The sequence below is a fragment of the Phyllobacterium sp. 1468 genome (assembly GCF_031455525.1).
In the GTDB taxonomy this organism is placed as follows: Bacteria; Pseudomonadota; Alphaproteobacteria; order Rhizobiales; family Rhizobiaceae; genus Phyllobacterium.
In genome coordinates this window covers 1-17,173 of the sequence record NZ_JAVDSX010000017.1, presented here as the reverse complement: position 1 = coordinate 17,173, position 17,173 = coordinate 1, and the positions used below count along the sequence as shown (strand labels likewise).

Sequence of the window (17,173 nt, the reverse complement as noted above, 5' to 3'; positions counted from 1 at the left end):
TCGTGCCGATCGCCATGGAAGAGAAGCTGCGCTTCGCTATCCGTGAAGGTGGCCGCACCGTCGGTGCCGGCATCGTCTCGTCGATCATTGAGTAAGACTTCTGATTTTATAATCGGGAAGGGCGGTCCACGGGCCGCCCTTTTTTATGCGGGTCCACCAGAGCCCAAACGTCTCTCCGTTGCAGATGGTAAAATGTCTGACACGCTACCGGATCGTAAAAGGCCAAAAGGAAAATCGTCGATACGAAAATCATTGGACGCAGACAACTCCGGTAAGCGAGATTTCCATTCTGGACCTGACGAGCTGGTGAATTTTCGAATGACAGCGGTCCGGCGATGTGAGTGATTTCTCCAGCGCACACACCTGCGTACAAGGGCTAAAACCAAGCAAACTGTATTGAATTCAAGGCAATCGTCACTAAATAAACGATTATCGAGCGTCTCGGCAGTGGGGTCGGTTCGAGAAGTTTGTCAATGACAGCTCGATCATACCTTTGGGACTTGAAAAGCTCTCCGCTTTGTGGAATGTACGCCACGAACATAGGGGAGTAGCTCAGTTGGTAGAGCGGCGGTCTCCAAAACCGTAGGTCGCAGGTTCGAATCCTGTCTCCCCTGCCAACACATAGTCTGCCAGTGCACGATTGGATGGTGCAATGGTTAGATGTTTGGAAAGAAACGAATCCGGGGGCCTTGTGTTTTACCGGAATCGGTTCTATGTAGGCTTAACAGACACGCGGTGCGTGGAGCTGAACGATCAGCTTTACGGGCCCGCAATGGTGTGGACAGATGGTGTTGTTTAAGTTGCAGCACAGCATGTTTACAGCAACATGACATGCACGAGCGGTAAATGGCATCCAAAACGAATCCAATAACTTTTTTTCAGCAAGTGCGCGCTGAAACCGCAAAGGTCACATGGCCTTCGCGTCGCGAGACGCTCATTTCCACCGCGATGGTGATGGTAATGGCGTTTTTTGCTGCGATTTTCTTTTTCGCAGCTGATCAGTTGATGGCATACGGAATCGATATGATTCTCGGTCTTGGTCGTTAACGCAGGCTGACAAGAAAATCGGGATTGGGAAATAGCAATGACCGCGCGCTGGTATATCGTTCACGCCTATTCGAACTTTGAAAAGAAGGTCGCCGAGTCGATCGAAGAAAAGGCAAGACAGAAGGGTCTGTCGCATCTTTTTGAGAAGATTCTCGTGCCGACCGAAAAGGTGGTCGAAGTGCGCCGTGGCCGCAAGGTCGATGCCGAGCGCAAGTTCTTCCCGGGTTATGTCCTGGTGCGTGCCGATTTGACGGATGATGCCTATCATCTGATCAAGAATACGCCGAAGGTGACGGGGTTCCTCGGTTCGGACAACAAGCCGATTGCGATTTCCGATAAGGAAGCCGAGCGCATCCTGACGCAGGTTCAGGAAGGTGTCGAGCGTCCAAAAGCTTCGATCTCGTTCGAGATTGGCGAAAGTGTTCGCGTTGCCGATGGTCCGTTCGCCTCGTTCAACGGCACTGTACAGGAAGTCGACGAAGAGCGTTCGCGCCTCAAGGTCGAGGTTTCGATTTTTGGCCGCGCTACGCCGGTCGATCTTGAATTTGGTCAGGTCGAAAAAGTCTGATCAATCGGCGGCTCTGAAGCCGCCTGCTGCGTCAGCGGCAAACATGGTGGGAGGTAAGACGGCCTTTAGCCGGGCTTTCGATCCGCACCACCAAACTGCAACCGCCGGTTATCCGGCACTATGATTAAAGGCAGGAAGTTATGGCTAAGAAAGTAGCGGGCCAGCTCAAGCTGCAGGTTTCGGCAGGATCGGCAACGCCGTCCCCGCCGATCGGACCGGCACTTGGTCAGCGTGGCATCAACATCATGGAATTCTGCAAGGCCTTCAATGCGGCCACGCAGGAACTGGAAAAGGGTTCGCCCATTCCGGTTGTGATTACCTATTATCAGGACAAGTCCTTCACATTTGCGATGAAGACGCCGCCGGTGTCTTACTTCCTCAAGAAGGCCGCAAACCTGAAGTCCGGTTCGAAAGAGCCAGGCAAGGTCGTTGCCGGCAAGATCTCGCGCGACAAGGTGCGTGAAATCGCTCAGGCGAAGATGAAAGACCTGAACGCAGCGGACGTTGAAGCCGCCATGCGCATGGTTGAAGGTTCTGCCCGTTCGATGGGCCTGGAAGTGGTGGGCTAAGACGATGGCAAAACTATCAAAGCGTGTAGCGAAAGTTCGTGAAGGCGTTGACCGTAACAAGCTGTACGACCTGACCTCGGCAATTGCCATGGTGAAGGAGCGTGCTGTTGCCAAGTTCGACGAGACGATCGAAGTTGCAATGAATCTCGGCGTTGATCCCCGCCATGCGGACCAGATGGTTCGCGGCGTCGTCAATCTGCCGAATGGCACCGGCCGCACGGTTCGCGTCGCCGTATTTGCTCGTGGTCCGAAGGCTGATGAAGCCAAGGCTGCCGGTGCAGATATCGTCGGTGCGGAAGACCTGTTCGAGATCGTCAATGGTGGCAAGATCGATTTCGATCGCTGCATTGCGACACCGGACATGATGCCGCTCGTTGGCCGTCTCGGTAAGGTTCTTGGCCCGCGCGGCATGATGCCTAACCCGAAGGTCGGTACAGTTACGACGGATGTTGCGGCTGCCGTGAAAGCGTCCAAGGGCGGCGCAGTCGAGTTCCGCGTCGAGAAGGCCGGTATTATTCACGCCGGCGTCGGCAAGGCATCCTTCGATGCCAAGGCACTGGAAGAGAACATCAAGGCGTTCGCCGATGCCGTTACCAAGGCAAAGCCGGCTGGCGCCAAGGGTGACTACGTCAAGCGCGTCGCGATTTCATCGACGATGGGTGCTGGCGTCAAGATCGATCCAGCAACAGTACGCATTGCGTAAGTGTTGATTGAAGTTTCAAGCTTAGCTGTTTGAAACGAAAAGAATTCCAGGCCCTTCGGGGCCTGGATAACCGGATGCAAATCCGGTTATCCTGTCCGAGATTGCGGGTGGTTCGCCTTAATTCGTCAGAACCCGCATGAGACGTGGAAAAACTTTGGTTAAAGGGCTTGGCCCGATAAACAAGGTTCGAACCGTAGTTGCCTTTCGCTTGCAGCCGATCTTGGCGAAGCAGGGGGGACAGGATCCTCAAGTGCTGTGCGCTTTCCGTCTTCGGACTGAAAACTTGCAGCAAAAGGCAACCCGGCAGTGACGCAATCTCGCGTTTCTGCCAAATGGAGAGAGACAGTGGAAAAAGCGGAAAAGCGCGAATTCGTCGCGTGGCTGAATGGGGTCTTCAAGGACTCTGGTTCAGTTGTCGTGGCCCACTATACCGGTCTCACCGTTGCGCAACTGAGCGATCTTCGCTCGAAGATGCGTGATGCTGGTGGCACCGTTAAAGTCGCGAAGAACCGCCTCGCCAAGATCGCTCTTCAGGGCACGGATTCGGAAGGCATCGCTGACCTGTTCACAGGCCAGACACTCGTTGCTTATTCCAACGATCCGATAGCGGCACCAAAGATCGCCATTGAATTTGCCAAGGGTAACGAAAAGCTCGTCATCCTCGGTGGTTCGATGGGAGCAACAACTCTCGACCCGGATGGGGTAAAGGCACTAGCCGCACTTCCATCTCTCGACGAGTTGCGCGCAAAGCTGGTTGGTATGATCCAGACTCCGGCTTCTCGCATTGCTCAGGTCGTCAACGCACCGGCAGCTCAGCTTGCCCGCGTTTTTGGCGCCTATGCCCGGAAGGACGAAGCGGCATAAGGCCGTTCTCGCTGTCAATATATCGAACCTTGTAAAGGAATACCAAAATGACTGATCTCGCAAAGATCGTAGATGACCTGTCCAACCTGACTGTTCTCGAAGCTGCTGAACTTTCGAAGCTTCTGGAAGAGAAGTGGGGCGTTTCTGCTGCTGCTCCGGTTGCTGCTGCTGCCGCTGCCGGCGGTGGTGCAGTTGCTGCTGCAGTTGAAGAGAAGACTGAATTCGACGTCGTTCTGACCGAAGCCGGACCTAACAAGATCAACGTGATCAAGGAAGTCCGCGCTATCACCGGGCTCGGCCTCAAGGAAGCCAAGGACCTCGTTGAAGCTGCTCCTAAGGCAGTCAAAGAAGGCGTTAACAAGGAAGAATCTGACAAGATCAAGGCACAGCTTGAAGCAGCTGGCGCCAAGGTCGAACTCAAGTAATCCTTGCACTGATTGGCGGGCAGGGCGATCTGCCCGCCAACTACTCCCTACGGGGAATCCGGTACTGAACCCTTTTCCTGACGGCAATTTCGATGCTTTCAGGAAACGGGTTTTGTCCCGTTCACGGGGCCGCATGAGCGGTTTTAAGAAACAGGCCAGTTTCTGGCATAAAGACGAGGAGCGACGATGGCTCAGACCCATTCTTTCAATGGTCGTAGGCGCGTACGCAAGTTTTTCGGTAAGATTCCGGAAGTCGCAGAGATGCCGAACCTCATCGAGGTTCAGAAAGCTTCCTACGATCAGTTTCTGATGGTGGAAGAGCCCAAGGGCGGGCGTCTGGATGAAGGGCTGCAGGCTGTGTTCAAGTCTGTTTTCCCGATCCAGGATTTCTCGGGTGCTTCCATGCTCGAATTCGTCAAGTACGAGTTCGAAGCTCCAAAATTCGACGTTGACGAATGCCGTCAGCGCGATTTGACCTATGCTGCGCCACTCAAGGTGACGCTGCGCCTCATCGTGTTCGATATCGACGAGGATACAGGCGCGAAGTCGATCAAGGACATCAAGGAACAGGACGTTTACATGGGCGATATGCCGCTCATGACCGACAACGGCACGTTCATTGTAAACGGCACCGAGCGCGTGATCGTATCGCAGATGCATCGTTCGCCGGGCGTCTTCTTCGACCACGACAAGGGCAAGACGCATTCGTCCGGCAAGCTGCTGTTTGCTGCGCGCGTCATCCCCTATCGCGGTTCCTGGCTCGACATCGAATTCGATGCCAAGGACGTCGTCTATGCCCGTATCGACCGCCGTCGCAAGATCCCTGCGACGTCGCTGTTGATGGCGCTTGGCATGGATTCGGAAGAGATCCTGTCGACTTTCTATAACACGCTCACGTTCAACCGCGATGGCGACACCTGGCGTATTCCGTTCTCCGTGGATCGCTTCCGCGGGTTCAAGGCTACTACGGACGTCGTGGATGCCGACACGGGCGAGGTTGTTCTAGAAACGGGCAAGAAGCTGACGGCACGCAGTGCCAAGCAGCTTGCTGAAAAAGGCTTGAAATTCATCAAGGCGACAGAGGACGATCTGCTCGGCAGCTACCTTGCCGAAGATATCGTCAATATGGAAACGGGTGAAGTTTACCTCGAAGCCGGTGATGAACTCGACGAGAAGACCCTCAAGGTTCTGCTCGACACGGGCGTTTCCGAGATCAACATTCTCGATATCGATCACGTCAATATTGGACCGTATATCCGCAACACCCTTGCCGTTGACAAGAACGAGAACCGCCAGGACGCTCTATTCGACATCTACCGCGTCATGCGTCCGGGTGAACCGCCAACGATTGACTCCGCCGAAGCAATGTTCAAGTCGTTGTTCTTCGACAGTGAGCGCTATGATCTGTCGGCTGTCGGCCGCGTCAAGATGAACATGCGTCTCGATCTCGATGCGGAAGACACCGTTCGCATCCTGCGCAAGGAAGACATCCTGGCTGTCGTCAAGATGCTGGTTGATCTGCGCGATGGCCGCGGCGAAATCGACGACATCGACAATCTCGGCAACCGCCGTGTGCGTTCGGTCGGCGAATTGATGGAAAACCAGTACCGTGTTGGTCTGCTCCGCATGGAGCGCGCCATCAAGGAACGTATGTCGTCCATTGAAATCGACACAGTGATGCCGCAGGACCTGATCAACGCGAAGCCGGCAGCTGCTGCCGTTCGCGAGTTCTTCGGTTCCTCGCAGCTTTCGCAGTTCATGGATCAGACCAACCCGCTGTCCGAGATCACGCACAAGCGTCGTCTTTCGGCATTGGGACCTGGCGGTTTGACCCGCGAGCGCGCCGGCTTCGAAGTCCGCGACGTTCATCCGACGCATTACGGCCGTATCTGCCCGATTGAAACGCCGGAAGGCCCGAATATCGGTCTGATCAACTCGCTCGCAACTTTTGCCCGGGTCAACAAGTACGGCTTTATTGAAAGCCCGTACCGCAAGATCATCGACGGCAAGGTTACGGACGATGTCGTTTATCTGTCGGCGATGGAAGAAGCCAAGTATCACGTGGCACAGGCCAATGTGGAGCTGGACGCTTCCGGTGCATTTACGGATGAATTCGTTGTCTGCCGTCATGCGGGTGAAGTTCTGATGGCGCCGCGTGAAAACGTGGATCTGATGGACGTTTCGCCAAAGCAGCTTGTTTCGGTTGCGGCAGCGCTGATTCCGTTCCTTGAGAACGATGACGCCAACCGCGCTCTGATGGGCTCGAACATGCAGCGTCAGGCCGTGCCTCTGGTTCGTGCCGAAGCGCCGTTCGTTGGAACGGGCATGGAGCCGGTCGTCGCTCGCGACTCCGGTGCCGCCATCGGTGCACGCCGTACTGGTATTGTCGATCAGGTCGATGCTACCCGTATCGTTATCCGCGCGACGGAAGATCTCGTGCCCGGCAAGTCGGGCGTCGATATCTACCGCCTGATGAAGTTCCAGCGTTCGAACCAGAACACCTGCATCAATCAGCGTCCGCTGGTTCGTGTTGGCGACCGGATCGAGAAGGGTGACATCATCGCTGATGGTCCTTCGACGGATCTGGGCGATCTGGCACTCGGCCGCAACGTGCTCGTCGCGTTCATGCCATGGAATGGCTACAACTACGAAGATTCCATCCTTCTTTCTGAAAAGATCGTTTCGGATGACGTCTTCACCTCGATCCATATCGAGGAGTTCGAAGTCATGGCCCGCGACACGAAGCTTGGACCGGAAGAAATCACGCGCGACATTCCGAACGTTTCGGAAGAAGCGCTGAAGAACCTGGACGAAGCCGGCATTGTCTATATCGGCGCGGAAGTTCAGCCTGGCGATATCCTTGTTGGCAAGATCACACCGAAGGGCGAAAGCCCGATGACCCCGGAAGAGAAGCTTCTGCGCGCCATCTTCGGTGAGAAGGCCTCCGACGTCCGTGACACCTCCATGCGCATGCCGCCCGGGACCTACGGTACTGTCGTGGAAGTTCGCGTTTTCAATCGCCACGGCGTTGAGAAGGACGAACGTGCCATGGCGATCGAACGCGAGGAAATCGAGCGTTTGGCCAAGGACCGCGACGACGAACAGGCGATCCTGGACCGCAACGTCTATGGCCGTCTGGCCGACGTTCTCGATGGCAAGTCTGCCGTCGCCGGACCGAAGGCGTTCAAGAAGGGTACTGTCGTTACACAGGACGTCATGGGTGAATACCCGCGTTCCCAGTGGTGGCAGTTTGCTGTCGAGGACGAGAAGATCCAGGGCGAAATCGAAGCTCTGCGCAACCAGTACGATGACTCCAAGAAATTGCTCGAGCAGCGTTTCATGGACAAGGTCGAAAAGGTCCAGCGCGGCGACGAGATGCCTCCAGGCGTCATGAAGATGGTCAAGGTCTTTGTCGCTGTGAAGCGCAAGATCCAGCCAGGCGACAAGATGGCTGGCCGTCACGGCAACAAGGGCGTTGTTTCGCGTATCGCCGCTGTTGAGGATATGCCGTTCCTTGAAGACGGAACGCATGTCGACATCGTGCTCAATCCGCTTGGCGTGCCAAGCCGCATGAATGTCGGGCAGATTCTCGAAACGCATCTGGGCTGGGCTTGCGCCGGAATGGGCAAGAAGATCGGGGAACTGATCGAGGCTTACAAGGCACAGCATGCACAGGGCGAACAGGGCGACATTGCTCCGCTGAGAATGACGATTGAATCGATCATTCCGGACAATGATCGCAATGAGCCGGTTCGCAACTATGACGATGAGAGCATCATTCGTCTTGGCGAACAGATGAAGCGTGGCGTTTCGATTGCAACGCCGGTGTTTGACGGTGCGCATGAACCGGACATCAATGTGATGCTGGAACAGGCGGGCTTGCATTCTTCGGGTCAGTCGACGCTTTATGACGGACGTACGGGTGAGACTTTCGATCGTCAGGTGACTGTCGGCTACATCTACATGCTGAAGCTGCACCATCTTGTCGACGACAAGATTCACGCCCGTTCGATCGGACCTTACTCGCTCGTTACGCAGCAGCCTCTGGGTGGTAAAGCCCAGTTCGGCGGTCAGCGCTTCGGTGAAATGGAGGTCTGGGCCCTGGAAGCATACGGTGCGGCTTACACGCTGCAGGAAATGCTTACGGTCAAGTCCGACGACGTTGCCGGACGCACGAAGGTTTACGAAGCAATCGTCCGTGGCGACGATACTTTCGAAGCCGGCATTCCGGAGAGCTTCAACGTTCTCGTCAAGGAAATGCGCTCGCTCGGTCTCAATGTCGAGCTGGACGATACTCGTGCCCAAGAACAGCAACAGCAGGCATTGCCTGACGCTGCAGAGTAAAAAGGGAAGGGTGCGCGGCAATGCTCGCGCACCCGACCAGTTTTTCGGGCCGCTGAGGAAGCGGCATTTGATCTAGATGGACCCGCGGCGGCGGATAATCCATCGCAAGTAGAGGGCACACTTCGCCCCATGGAGAAACGGCATGAACCAAGAGGTCATGAATCTTTTCAATCCTCAGGTGCCTGTGCAGGCATTCGATTCCATCCGGATATCGATCGCCAGCCCTGAGAAGATTCTGTCCTGGTCATACGGTGAGATCAAGAAGCCGGAGACGATCAACTACCGCACTTTCAAGCCTGAGCGGGATGGTCTTTTCTGTGCTCGGATCTTCGGGCCGATCAAGGACTATGAATGCTTGTGCGGCAAGTACAAGCGTATGAAATACAAGGGCATCATTTGCGAAAAGTGCGGTGTGGAAGTCACGCTGTCACGCGTTCGCCGTGAGCGTATGGGCCATATCGAGCTCGCAGCCCCGGTTGCGCACATCTGGTTCCTGAAGTCTCTGCCTAGCCGTATCGGCACATTGCTCGACATGACCTTGAAGGGCATCGAGCGCGTTCTCTATTTCGAGAACTATATCGTGACCGAGCCAGGCCTGACTGCCCTGAAGGAGCATCAGCTTCTTTCGGAAGAAGAATACATGATCGCGGTCGATGAGTATGGTGAGGATTCCTTCACCGCACTGATCGGTGCCGAGGCTATTCACGAACTTCTGGCTTCGATGGATCTGGAGAAGATCGCCGGCGATCTGCGCGAAGAACTGGCGACAACCACTTCAGATCTGAAGCAGAAGAAGCTCATGAAGCGTCTGAAGATCGTCGAGAACTTCCTGGAATCGGGTAACCGTCCGGAATGGATGATCATGAAGATCGTCCCGGTGATCCCGCCGGACCTGCGCCCGCTGGTTCCGCTGGATGGCGGACGTTTTGCGACGTCCGACCTCAACGATCTTTATCGCCGCGTCATCAACCGTAACAACCGTTTGAAGCGCCTGATCGAACTGCGCGCTCCTGGCATCATCATCCGCAACGAGAAGCGCATGCTTCAGGAATCGGTCGATGCGTTGTTCGATAACGGCCGTCGTGGCCGCGTCATCACCGGCGCCAACAAGCGCCCGCTGAAGTCGCTGTCCGACATGCTCAAGGGCAAGCAGGGCCGCTTCCGTCAGAACCTTCTCGGCAAGCGCGTCGACTATTCCGGCCGTTCGGTTATCGTGACTGGTCCGGAACTGAAGCTGCACCAGTGCGGTCTGCCAAAGAAGATGGCACTCGAGCTCTTCAAGCCGTTCATCTATGCCCGTCTCGACGCCAAGGGTTATTCCTCCACCGTCAAGCAGGCGAAGAAGCTGGTTGAAAAGGAAAAGCCGGAAGTCTGGGATATTCTCGACGAAGTCATCCGCGAGCATCCGGTTCTCTTGAATCGTGCTCCGACGCTGCATCGTCTTGGCATCCAGGCGTTCGAACCGATCCTGATCGAAGGCAAGGCAATCCAGCTGCATCCGCTCGTTTGTACCGCTTTCAATGCGGATTTCGACGGTGACCAGATGGCTGTCCACGTTCCGCTTTCCTTGGAAGCGCAGCTTGAAGCCCGTGTTCTGATGATGTCGACGAACAACATCCTGCATCCCGCCAACGGTCTGCCGGTTATCGTTCCGTCACAGGACATGGTTCTCGGCCTGTACTATCTGTCGATCGTTGCGGCAAAGGAGCCGGGCGAGGGCATGGCCTTTGCCGATATGGGTGAACTTCACCATGCTATCGGCAGCGGTGCAGTGACCCTGCATACAAAGATCAAGGGTCGCTTCAAGAGCATCGATGCAGACGGCAAGCCAACATCGAAGATCTACGAGACCACACCTGGCCGCATGATCATCGGTGAGCTTCTGCCGAAACACCACAACGTGCCTTTCGACATCTGCAATCAGGAAATGACCAAGAAGAACATCTCCAAGATGATCGACACGGTCTATCGCCACTGCGGACAGAAAGAGACGGTCATTTTCTGCGATCGCATCATGCAGCTTGGCTTCGGTCATGCTTGCCGCGCCGGTATCTCGTTCGGCAAGGACGACATGGTTATTCCGGAAACCAAGGCGAAGCTGGTTGCTGAAACCGAAGCTTTGGCAACGGAATACGAACAGCAGTACAATGACGGTTTGATCACTCAGGGCGAGAAGTACAATAAGGTCGTCGACGCTTGGGGCAAGTGCACCGAGAAGGTCGCCGACGAAATGATGGCACGCATCAAGGCCGTCGAGTTCGATCCCGTTACTGGCCGCCAGAAGCAGATGAACTCGATCTATATGATGTCGCACTCGGGTGCTCGTGGTTCGCCGAACCAGATGCGCCAGCTGGGCGGTATGCGCGGTCTGATGGCCAAGCCTTCTGGCGAAATCATCGAAACGCCCATCATTTCGAACTTCAAGGAAGGCCTAACCGTGAACGAGTACTTCAACTCGACACACGGTGCCCGTAAGGGTCTTGCCGACACCGCCTTGAAGACGGCCAACTCCGGTTATCTGACACGCCGTCTCGTTGACGTCGCGCAGGATTGTATCGTCATTTCGGTTGATTGCGGCACGACAACGGGCCTCACAATGCAGCCAATCGTCGATGCCGGTCAGGTTGTTGCAACCATCGGCCAGCGTGTTCTCGGCCGTACGGCACTTGAAGACATCCTGCATCCGGTTTCGGGTGACGTGCTTGTCAAGGGTGGCAACATCATCGATGAGTTCGATATCGATGCCATTGAAAAGGCTGGTGTTCAGTCGATCCGCATCCGTTCGGCTCTCACCTGTGAGACCCGTGGCGGCATCTGCGCCAAGTGCTACGGCCGCGATCTGGCTCGTGGTACCCCGGTCAACCAGGGTGAGGCTGTCGGTGTTATCGCCGCTCAGTCCATCGGTGAGCCAGGCACGCAGTTGACGATGCGTACGTTCCACCTTGGTGGTACTGCGCAGGTGGTCGATCAGTCGTTCCTCGAAGCCAGTTATGAAGGCACGGTCCAGATCCGCAACCGCAACGTGGTGCGCAACTCGGACGGCCATCTGGTCGTCATGGGCCGCAACATGGCTGTCGTCATCGTTGACGCCACCGGCAAGGAACGCGCAACACACCGCGTCACCTACGGTTCGCGCATCTATGTCGATGATGGCGATAATGTTAAGCGCGGCCAGCGTGTTGCCGAGTGGGATCCCTATACCCGCCCGGTCATGACGGAAGTCGAAGGTCATGTCGAATTCGAGGACATGGTCGATGGCCTTTCGGTTACGGAAACGACGGACGAGTCAACCGGTATCACGAAGCGCGTGGTTATCGACTGGCGCTCGACCCCGCGCGGCTCCGATCTGAAGCCTGCGATCGTCGTCAAGGACAAGAACGGCAAGGTTCTGAAACTGGCAAAGGGCGGCGATGCTCGCTTCCAGCTGTCGGTGGAGTCAATCCTGTCGGTCGAGCCTGGTTCGCATGTGAAGGCGGGTGACGTTCTTGCCCGTATTCCGATGGAAAGCGCTAAGACCAAGGACATCACCGGCGGTCTGCCGCGCGTTGCGGAACTGTTCGAAGCCCGTCGTCCGAAGGACCACGCTATCATCGCCGAAATCGATGGTACTGTTCGTTTTGGCCGGGACTACAAGAACAAGCGCCGCATTGTCATCGAACCGAACGACGAAACCGTGGAGCCAGTCGAGTATCTGATCCCCAAGGGCAAGCCATTCCATCTTCAGGACGGCGATGCGATTGAAAAGGGTGACTATATCCTCGACGGCAATCCTGCGCCGCATGACATCCTGGCGATCAAGGGCGTGGAAGCTTTGGCTTCCTACCTCGTCAACGAGATCCAGGAAGTCTATCGTCTGCAGGGCGTTCTGATCAACGACAAGCACATCGAAGTGATCGTTCGCCAGATGCTGCAGAAGGTCGAAATCACCGAGTCGGGTGACACCGGATTCATTTCCGGCGATCACGTCGACCGGATCGAGCTGGACGAAATTAACGAGCGTTTGGAAGAGGATGGCAAGAAGCCAGGCTACGGCACCCCAGTGCTGCTCGGCATTACCAAGGCCTCGCTCCAGACCCCGTCGTTCATCTCGGCAGCGTCCTTCCAGGAAACAACGCGCGTCCTCACGGAAGCCGCTGTTGCCGGCAAGATGGATGCTCTGCAGGGCCTGAAGGAGAACGTCATCGTTGGACGTCTGATCCCGGCAGGTACCGGCGGAACGGTCAAGCAGATCCGGCGCATCGCCGGGGCTCGCGACGAGTTGATCATCGACGAGCGTCGCAAGGAATCCGGTGCAAGCGCCGCGAAAGCCGGCCCGATGCTGACGGACATGACAGGCCAGCCAGCCGAATAAGCTGGCAGCCACACCAAACCAAAAGGCCGCCCCGGAGCAATCCGCGGCGGCCTTTCTCATGACGGTCTCAACCAAACGCAACCAAAGTGCTACTGAGGATAGAAATTCTTGCGCCGGAATCGCCATTTCTTGTGCGGGTTTCGGCAGTTCTTGAATGGGATTCGAGCTTTTGTGCGATATGCTTGCCAAGTTCGATTTGAGCAATTCAAATATAAATCCCTTCGGTGCAGCACAAATCGTGCGTCATCCGCCAAGCCTCGCGAAGCCTGGATAGGCCATGGACTCAACCGCAGAGTGCGGTAGACGCAATTGAGCGTATGACGAGAAAGCCCAATCCCTACTCGTTGAACTCGATCAGGGCTGCTTGCCCGGTGAGGGCGGTCTTCCAGGCGGAAAGGTGCGGTTCATCCTCGGGTTCGTCGGTCAGCGTACCTATCTCCAGAAGCTCGGCTTCTTCATAGCCTGAATTGGCGAGAATCTTCAGCGCCAGTTCTACCAATCCGTCTGCATCATCGTTCATCAGCAACAGGTGAACCTGACGCGGCTCCTCATCCTTGTCCTTCCACACATCCGCAACGATGAGATGAACTGTTTTCGACTCGGCTGGTGATGAAGACATTGCAATGTTCCTGATTCTGCGATTTGGAGTTCAGGATAGACAAATGGGCGCGCCAAGTCACCGAACGCCACGAAATCCCTGTGCAAGATACGAAATATTGCTTGAATAAACGCTCGTCCGGCGAAACTATCTTACATTAGGGCCCGCAAGAGCCCCCAAACGCTGCAAACCTTAATAATATTGTAGCTTCAGGCTTGACGAAAGCCCGGGGACACAGTATCAGCAGCCCATCTGAGCCGATGTGAGATTGGCCGTTTCGGAGCGACGCGCTCTGGAGTTCATCTCAAACAGGGTTCGTTTTACGATCGAAATGCAATTTGCCGCTCGCATGAGGCCTTTAGGGCTTCCTCTGCTTTTATTCGGGCAACCACCCTTGCGGTGGTTTAGTTGCCCGAATTCGTGCATGAGCATGGCGCTGAAACGGCCCTGACGGGCGAAGATACGAGATTTGTGCCGAAGCGCTAGCGCTTTGATACGCATTACAAAGAGGGAAGGTTGAATGCCTACCGTAAACCAGTTGATCCGCAAGCCGCGCACTGCGCCGGTCAAGCGCAATAAAGTCCCTGCTCTGCAGGAAAACCCGCAGAAGCGCGGCGTTTGCACTCGCGTCTACACGACGACCCCGAAGAAGCCGAACTCGGCTCTGCGTAAGGTCGCGAAAGTGCGTCTGACGAACGGATTTGAAGTCATCGGATATATTCCGGGTGAGGGCCACAACCTTCAGGAACACTCTGTCGTGATGATCCGCGGCGGTCGTGTAAAGGATTTGCCGGGTGTTCGTTACCACATCATCCGTGGTGTTCTGGATACCCAGGGCGTCAAGAACCGCAAGCAGCGCCGTTCCAAGTATGGTGCGAAGCGTCCGAAGTAAGATTTTCCGGGACTTTGGCCACCAGGTAGGTCAACCCGATGCAGATAAGAGACAAAGAATATGTCCAGACGCCATAGTGCAGAAAAGCGTGAGATCAACCCGGATCCGAAATTCGGTGATCTCGTTCTGACCAAGTTCATGAATGCAGTCATGCATCATGGCAAGAAGTCGATTGCTGAGCGTATCGTTTACGGTGCGCTTGAGTCAGTTGAGAGCAAGAGCAAGCAGGAGCCTGTTGCCCTGTTCCACCAGGCTCTCGACAATGTAGCGCCGCACGTTGAAGTTCGTTCGCGCCGCGTCGGTGGTGCAACCTATCAGGTTCCGGTCGACGTTCGTCCGGAGCGCCGTCAGGCTCTTGCCATCCGCTGGTTGATCAATGCAGCACGCGGCCGCAATGAGACGACGATGATCGATCGCCTGTCCGGTGAACTTCTCGACGCTGCAAACAACCGCGGCTCGGCTGTGAAGAAGCGTGAAGACACGCATCGCATGGCAGAAGCCAACCGCGCATTCTCGCATTACCGCTGGTAATTGCGAAAACAATAGTCCTAGAGGCACCATATCATGGCTCGCGAATATAAAATCGAAGACTACCGGAATTTCGGTATCATGGCGCACATCGACGCCGGCAAGACCACGACTACCGAGCGTATTCTTTATTACACCGGCAAGTCGCACAAGATCGGCGAAGTCCACGATGGCGCTGCAACCATGGACTGGATGGAGCAGGAGCAGGAGCGTGGCATCACGATCACCTCCGCTGCCACCACGACCTTCTGGAAGGGCCGTGACGGCAAGATGCGCCGTTTCAACATCATCGATACGCCTGGCCACGTCGACTTCACCATTGAAGTAGAGCGTTCGCTGCGCGTTCTCGACGGCGCGATTGCGCTTCTCGATGCCAATGCCGGTGTCGAGCCGCAGACGGAAACCGTCTGGCGTCAGGCCGAGAAGTATCATGTTCCGCGCATGATCTTCGTCAACAAGATGGACAAGACCGGCGCCGATTTCTATCGCTGCGTCGATATGGTCAAGACCCGTCTTGGTGCCAAGGCTCTCGTCATGCAGCTGCCGATCGGTGCGGAGACGGAGTTCAAGGGTGTTGTCGATCTGATCGAAATGAAGGCGCTCGTCTGGCGCGACGAACAGCTCGGCGCACAGTGGGACGTCGTTGAAATCCCTGCCGATCTCAAGGATCAGGCTGAGGAATATCGCGAAAAGCTGATCGAGACTGCTGTGGAAGTCGATGAAGCTGCCACCGAGGCTTATCTCGAAGGCAACATGCCGGACAATGATGCGCTGCGGGCTCTGATCCGCATCGGCACATGCCGCGTAGAGTTCCATCCGGTATTCTGCGGTTCGGCATTCAAGAACAAGGGCGTACAGCCTTTGCTTGACGGTGTTGTTGAATATCTGCCTTCGCCGGTTGACGTTCCCCCCATCAAGGGCATCGATCCGAAGACCGATGCGGAAACCGTTCGCAAGTCGTCCGACGACGAGCCGCTTTCCATGCTCGCCTTCAAGATCATGAACGACCCGTTCGTTGGTTCTCTGACCTTCTGCCGCATCTATTCCGGCAAGCTGACCAAGGGCATTTCGCTCGACAATACGGTCAAGCAAAAGCGTGAACGTATCGGCCGCATGCTGCAGATGCATTCCAACTCGCGTGAAGACATCGAAGAAGCCTTTGCTGGTGACATCGTTGCTCTTGCAGGCCTCAAGGAAACCACAACGGGCGACACGCTCTGCGATCCGTTGAAGCCGGTTATCCTCGAGCGCATGGTATTCCCCGAGCCGGTTATCTCGATCTCGGTAGAGCCAAAGACCAAAGCCGACCAGGAAAAGATGGGCCTCGCGCTCAATCGTCTTGCTGCGGAAGATCCTTCATTCCGCGTTCGGACTGACGAAGAATCCGGCCAGACCATCATCTCGGGCATGGGCGAGCTTCATCTCGACATTCTCGTCGATCGCATGCGTCGCGAGTTCAAGGTCGAGGCAAATACAGGTAGCCCCCAGGTTGCCTATCGTGAATCGATCACCCGCAAGGCCGAGATCGACTACACCCACAAGAAGCAGTCCGGTGGTTCGGGTCAGTTCGCCCGTATCAAGGTTATCTTCGAGCCGCATGACGGCGACGATTTCATCTTCGAATCGAAGATCGTCGGCGGTGCTATCCCGAAGGAATACATCCCGGGTGTCGAAAAGGGTATCCAGAGCGTCATGGGTGCGGGCCCGCTCGCAGGCTTCCCGATGCTCGGCGTGAAGGCCACGCTGATCGACGGTGCATATCACGATGTGGACTCGTCGGTTCTCGCCTTCGAAATCGCGGCTCGCGCTGCGTTCCGCGAAGGTGCGCAGAAGGCTGGTGCCCAGCTGCTCGAGCCGATCATGAAGGTCGAAGTCGTTACGCCTGAAGATTACGTCGGTGACGTGATTGGCGATCTGAACTCACGTCGTGGTCAGATCCTTGGTACGGAACCGCGTGGTATTGCGACCGTCATCAATGCACAGGTGCCGCTGGCCAACATGTTCGGTTATGTGAGCAACCTGCGTTCGATGAGCCAGGGCCGTGCACAGTACACCATGCAGTTCGATCACTATGAACCTGTACCGGCAGCAGTCGCGCAGGAAATTCAGAAGAAGTTTGCGTAACCATAAGGTTGCGCGTGACAGTTGAAGTAAAGCCTGAGCAGGCGAACAGTTAACGGAGAGCTCAGATGGCTAAGAGCAAGTTTGAACGTAACAAGCCGCACGTCAACATTGGCACGATTGGTCACGTTGACCATGGCAAGACGTCGTTGACGGCAGCGAT

General features: G+C 55.8%; 13 protein-coding genes, 1 tRNA gene and 1 pseudogene. 14 read left to right on the top strand and 1 reads right to left on the bottom strand.

All coding sequences use genetic code 11. The features are described 5' to 3' along the window. From J2X72_RS24740 to rpoC, 10 genes and pseudogenes are all read left to right on the top strand, one after another. Window positions 1–95, top strand: a pseudogene (locus tag J2X72_RS24740) (elongation factor Tu); the annotation flags it as partial. Window positions 96–541: 446 nt separating this feature from the next. Then, window positions 542–617, top strand: a tRNA-Trp gene (locus tag J2X72_RS24735). A 229-nt stretch (window positions 618–846) separates the two neighbouring features. Beyond that, the gene (gene secE / locus J2X72_RS24730) at window positions 847–1,047 is read left to right on the top strand and encodes a preprotein translocase subunit SecE (RefSeq protein ID WP_106716822.1); all 201 of its coding nucleotides are present in this window, start codon (window positions 847–849) and stop codon (window positions 1,045–1,047) included. A 37-nt stretch (window positions 1,048–1,084) separates the two neighbouring features. Continuing rightward, window positions 1,085–1,615, top strand: coding sequence for a transcription termination/antitermination protein NusG (nusG, locus tag J2X72_RS24725; protein WP_027229726.1), 531 nt, complete (start codon window positions 1,085–1,087; stop codon window positions 1,613–1,615). A gap of 140 nt (window positions 1,616–1,755) precedes the next feature. Beyond that, a complete protein-coding gene (gene rplK, locus J2X72_RS24720; protein WP_112531271.1) occupies window positions 1,756–2,184 on the top strand; it encodes a 50S ribosomal protein L11 in 429 nt (142 codons plus the stop codon). Window positions 2,185–2,188: 4 nt separating this feature from the next. Then, on the top strand, window positions 2,189–2,887 hold the full coding sequence (gene rplA, locus J2X72_RS24715) for a 50S ribosomal protein L1 (protein WP_114429375.1): 699 nt from the start codon (window positions 2,189–2,191) through the stop codon (window positions 2,885–2,887). A 345-nt stretch (window positions 2,888–3,232) separates the two neighbouring features. Beyond that, entirely contained in the window at window positions 3,233–3,751 is a 519-nt protein-coding gene (gene rplJ / locus J2X72_RS24710; RefSeq protein WP_112531269.1) for a 50S ribosomal protein L10, read from the top strand. A 47-nt stretch (window positions 3,752–3,798) separates the two neighbouring features. After that, on the top strand, window positions 3,799–4,176 hold the full coding sequence (gene rplL, locus J2X72_RS24705) for a 50S ribosomal protein L7/L12 (RefSeq protein WP_112531268.1): 378 nt from the start codon (window positions 3,799–3,801) through the stop codon (window positions 4,174–4,176). A gap of 186 nt (window positions 4,177–4,362) precedes the next feature. After that, on the top strand, window positions 4,363–8,520 hold the full coding sequence (gene rpoB, locus J2X72_RS24700) for a DNA-directed RNA polymerase subunit beta (RefSeq protein ID WP_210005891.1): 4,158 nt from the start codon (window positions 4,363–4,365) through the stop codon (window positions 8,518–8,520). 142 nt (window positions 8,521–8,662) lie between these two features. Then, complete coding sequence (gene rpoC / locus J2X72_RS24695) at window positions 8,663–12,871, top strand: DNA-directed RNA polymerase subunit beta' (protein ID WP_210005892.1); 4,209 nt, start codon at window positions 8,663–8,665, stop codon at window positions 12,869–12,871. A gap of 337 nt (window positions 12,872–13,208) precedes the next feature. On the opposite strand, the gene J2X72_RS24690 is transcribed toward rpoC, so the two are convergent. Then, window positions 13,209–13,490, bottom strand: a complete 282-nt coding sequence (locus tag J2X72_RS24690) for a hypothetical protein (RefSeq protein WP_310076317.1) — start codon at window positions 13,488–13,490, stop codon at window positions 13,209–13,211. A gap of 499 nt (window positions 13,491–13,989) precedes the next feature. On the opposite strand from J2X72_RS24690, the gene rpsL reads away from it, so the two are divergent. From rpsL to J2X72_RS24670, 4 genes are all read left to right on the top strand, one after another. Beyond that, window positions 13,990–14,361: a 30S ribosomal protein S12 gene (gene rpsL, locus J2X72_RS24685; protein ID WP_008121760.1), complete on the top strand. Its 372-nt coding sequence runs from the start codon at window positions 13,990–13,992 to the stop codon at window positions 14,359–14,361. A 60-nt stretch (window positions 14,362–14,421) separates the two neighbouring features. Continuing rightward, on the top strand, window positions 14,422–14,892 hold the full coding sequence (rpsG, locus tag J2X72_RS24680; protein ID WP_099999168.1) for a 30S ribosomal protein S7: 471 nt from the start codon (window positions 14,422–14,424) through the stop codon (window positions 14,890–14,892). A gap of 33 nt (window positions 14,893–14,925) precedes the next feature. Beyond that, window positions 14,926–17,013 (top strand): elongation factor G, encoded by a 2,088-nt coding sequence (fusA, locus tag J2X72_RS24675; RefSeq protein ID WP_210005894.1) that lies wholly within the window; start codon window positions 14,926–14,928, stop codon window positions 17,011–17,013. Window positions 17,014–17,078: 65 nt separating this feature from the next. Next, the coding region (locus J2X72_RS24670; protein WP_018010120.1) for a GTP-binding protein at window positions 17,079–17,173 on the top strand (95 nt) is incomplete at its 3' end.

Bases quoted from the DNA above. Each gene is read 5' to 3' on its own strand.
- rplA (WP_114429375.1), top strand. From the start codon at position 2,189: ATGGCAAAACTATCAAAGCGTGTAGCGAAAGTTCGTGAAGGCGTTGAC.
- rpoC (WP_210005892.1), top strand. From the start codon at position 8,663: ATGAACCAAGAGGTCATGAATCTTTTCAATCCTCAGGTGCCTGTGCAG.
- J2X72_RS24690 (WP_310076317.1), bottom strand. From the start codon at position 13,490: ATGTCTTCATCACCAGCCGAGTCGAAAACAGTTCATCTCATCGTTGCG.
- nusG (WP_027229726.1), top strand. From the start codon at position 1,085: ATGACCGCGCGCTGGTATATCGTTCACGCCTATTCGAACTTTGAAAAG.
- fusA (WP_210005894.1), top strand. From the start codon at position 14,926: ATGGCTCGCGAATATAAAATCGAAGACTACCGGAATTTCGGTATCATG.
- secE (WP_106716822.1), top strand. From the start codon at position 847: ATGGCATCCAAAACGAATCCAATAACTTTTTTTCAGCAAGTGCGCGCT.
- rpsG (WP_099999168.1), top strand. From the start codon at position 14,422: ATGTCCAGACGCCATAGTGCAGAAAAGCGTGAGATCAACCCGGATCCG.
- rplK (WP_112531271.1), top strand. From the start codon at position 1,756: ATGGCTAAGAAAGTAGCGGGCCAGCTCAAGCTGCAGGTTTCGGCAGGA.
- rpsL (WP_008121760.1), top strand. From the start codon at position 13,990: ATGCCTACCGTAAACCAGTTGATCCGCAAGCCGCGCACTGCGCCGGTC.
- rplL (WP_112531268.1), top strand. From the start codon at position 3,799: ATGACTGATCTCGCAAAGATCGTAGATGACCTGTCCAACCTGACTGTT.
- rpoB (WP_210005891.1), top strand. From the start codon at position 4,363: ATGGCTCAGACCCATTCTTTCAATGGTCGTAGGCGCGTACGCAAGTTT.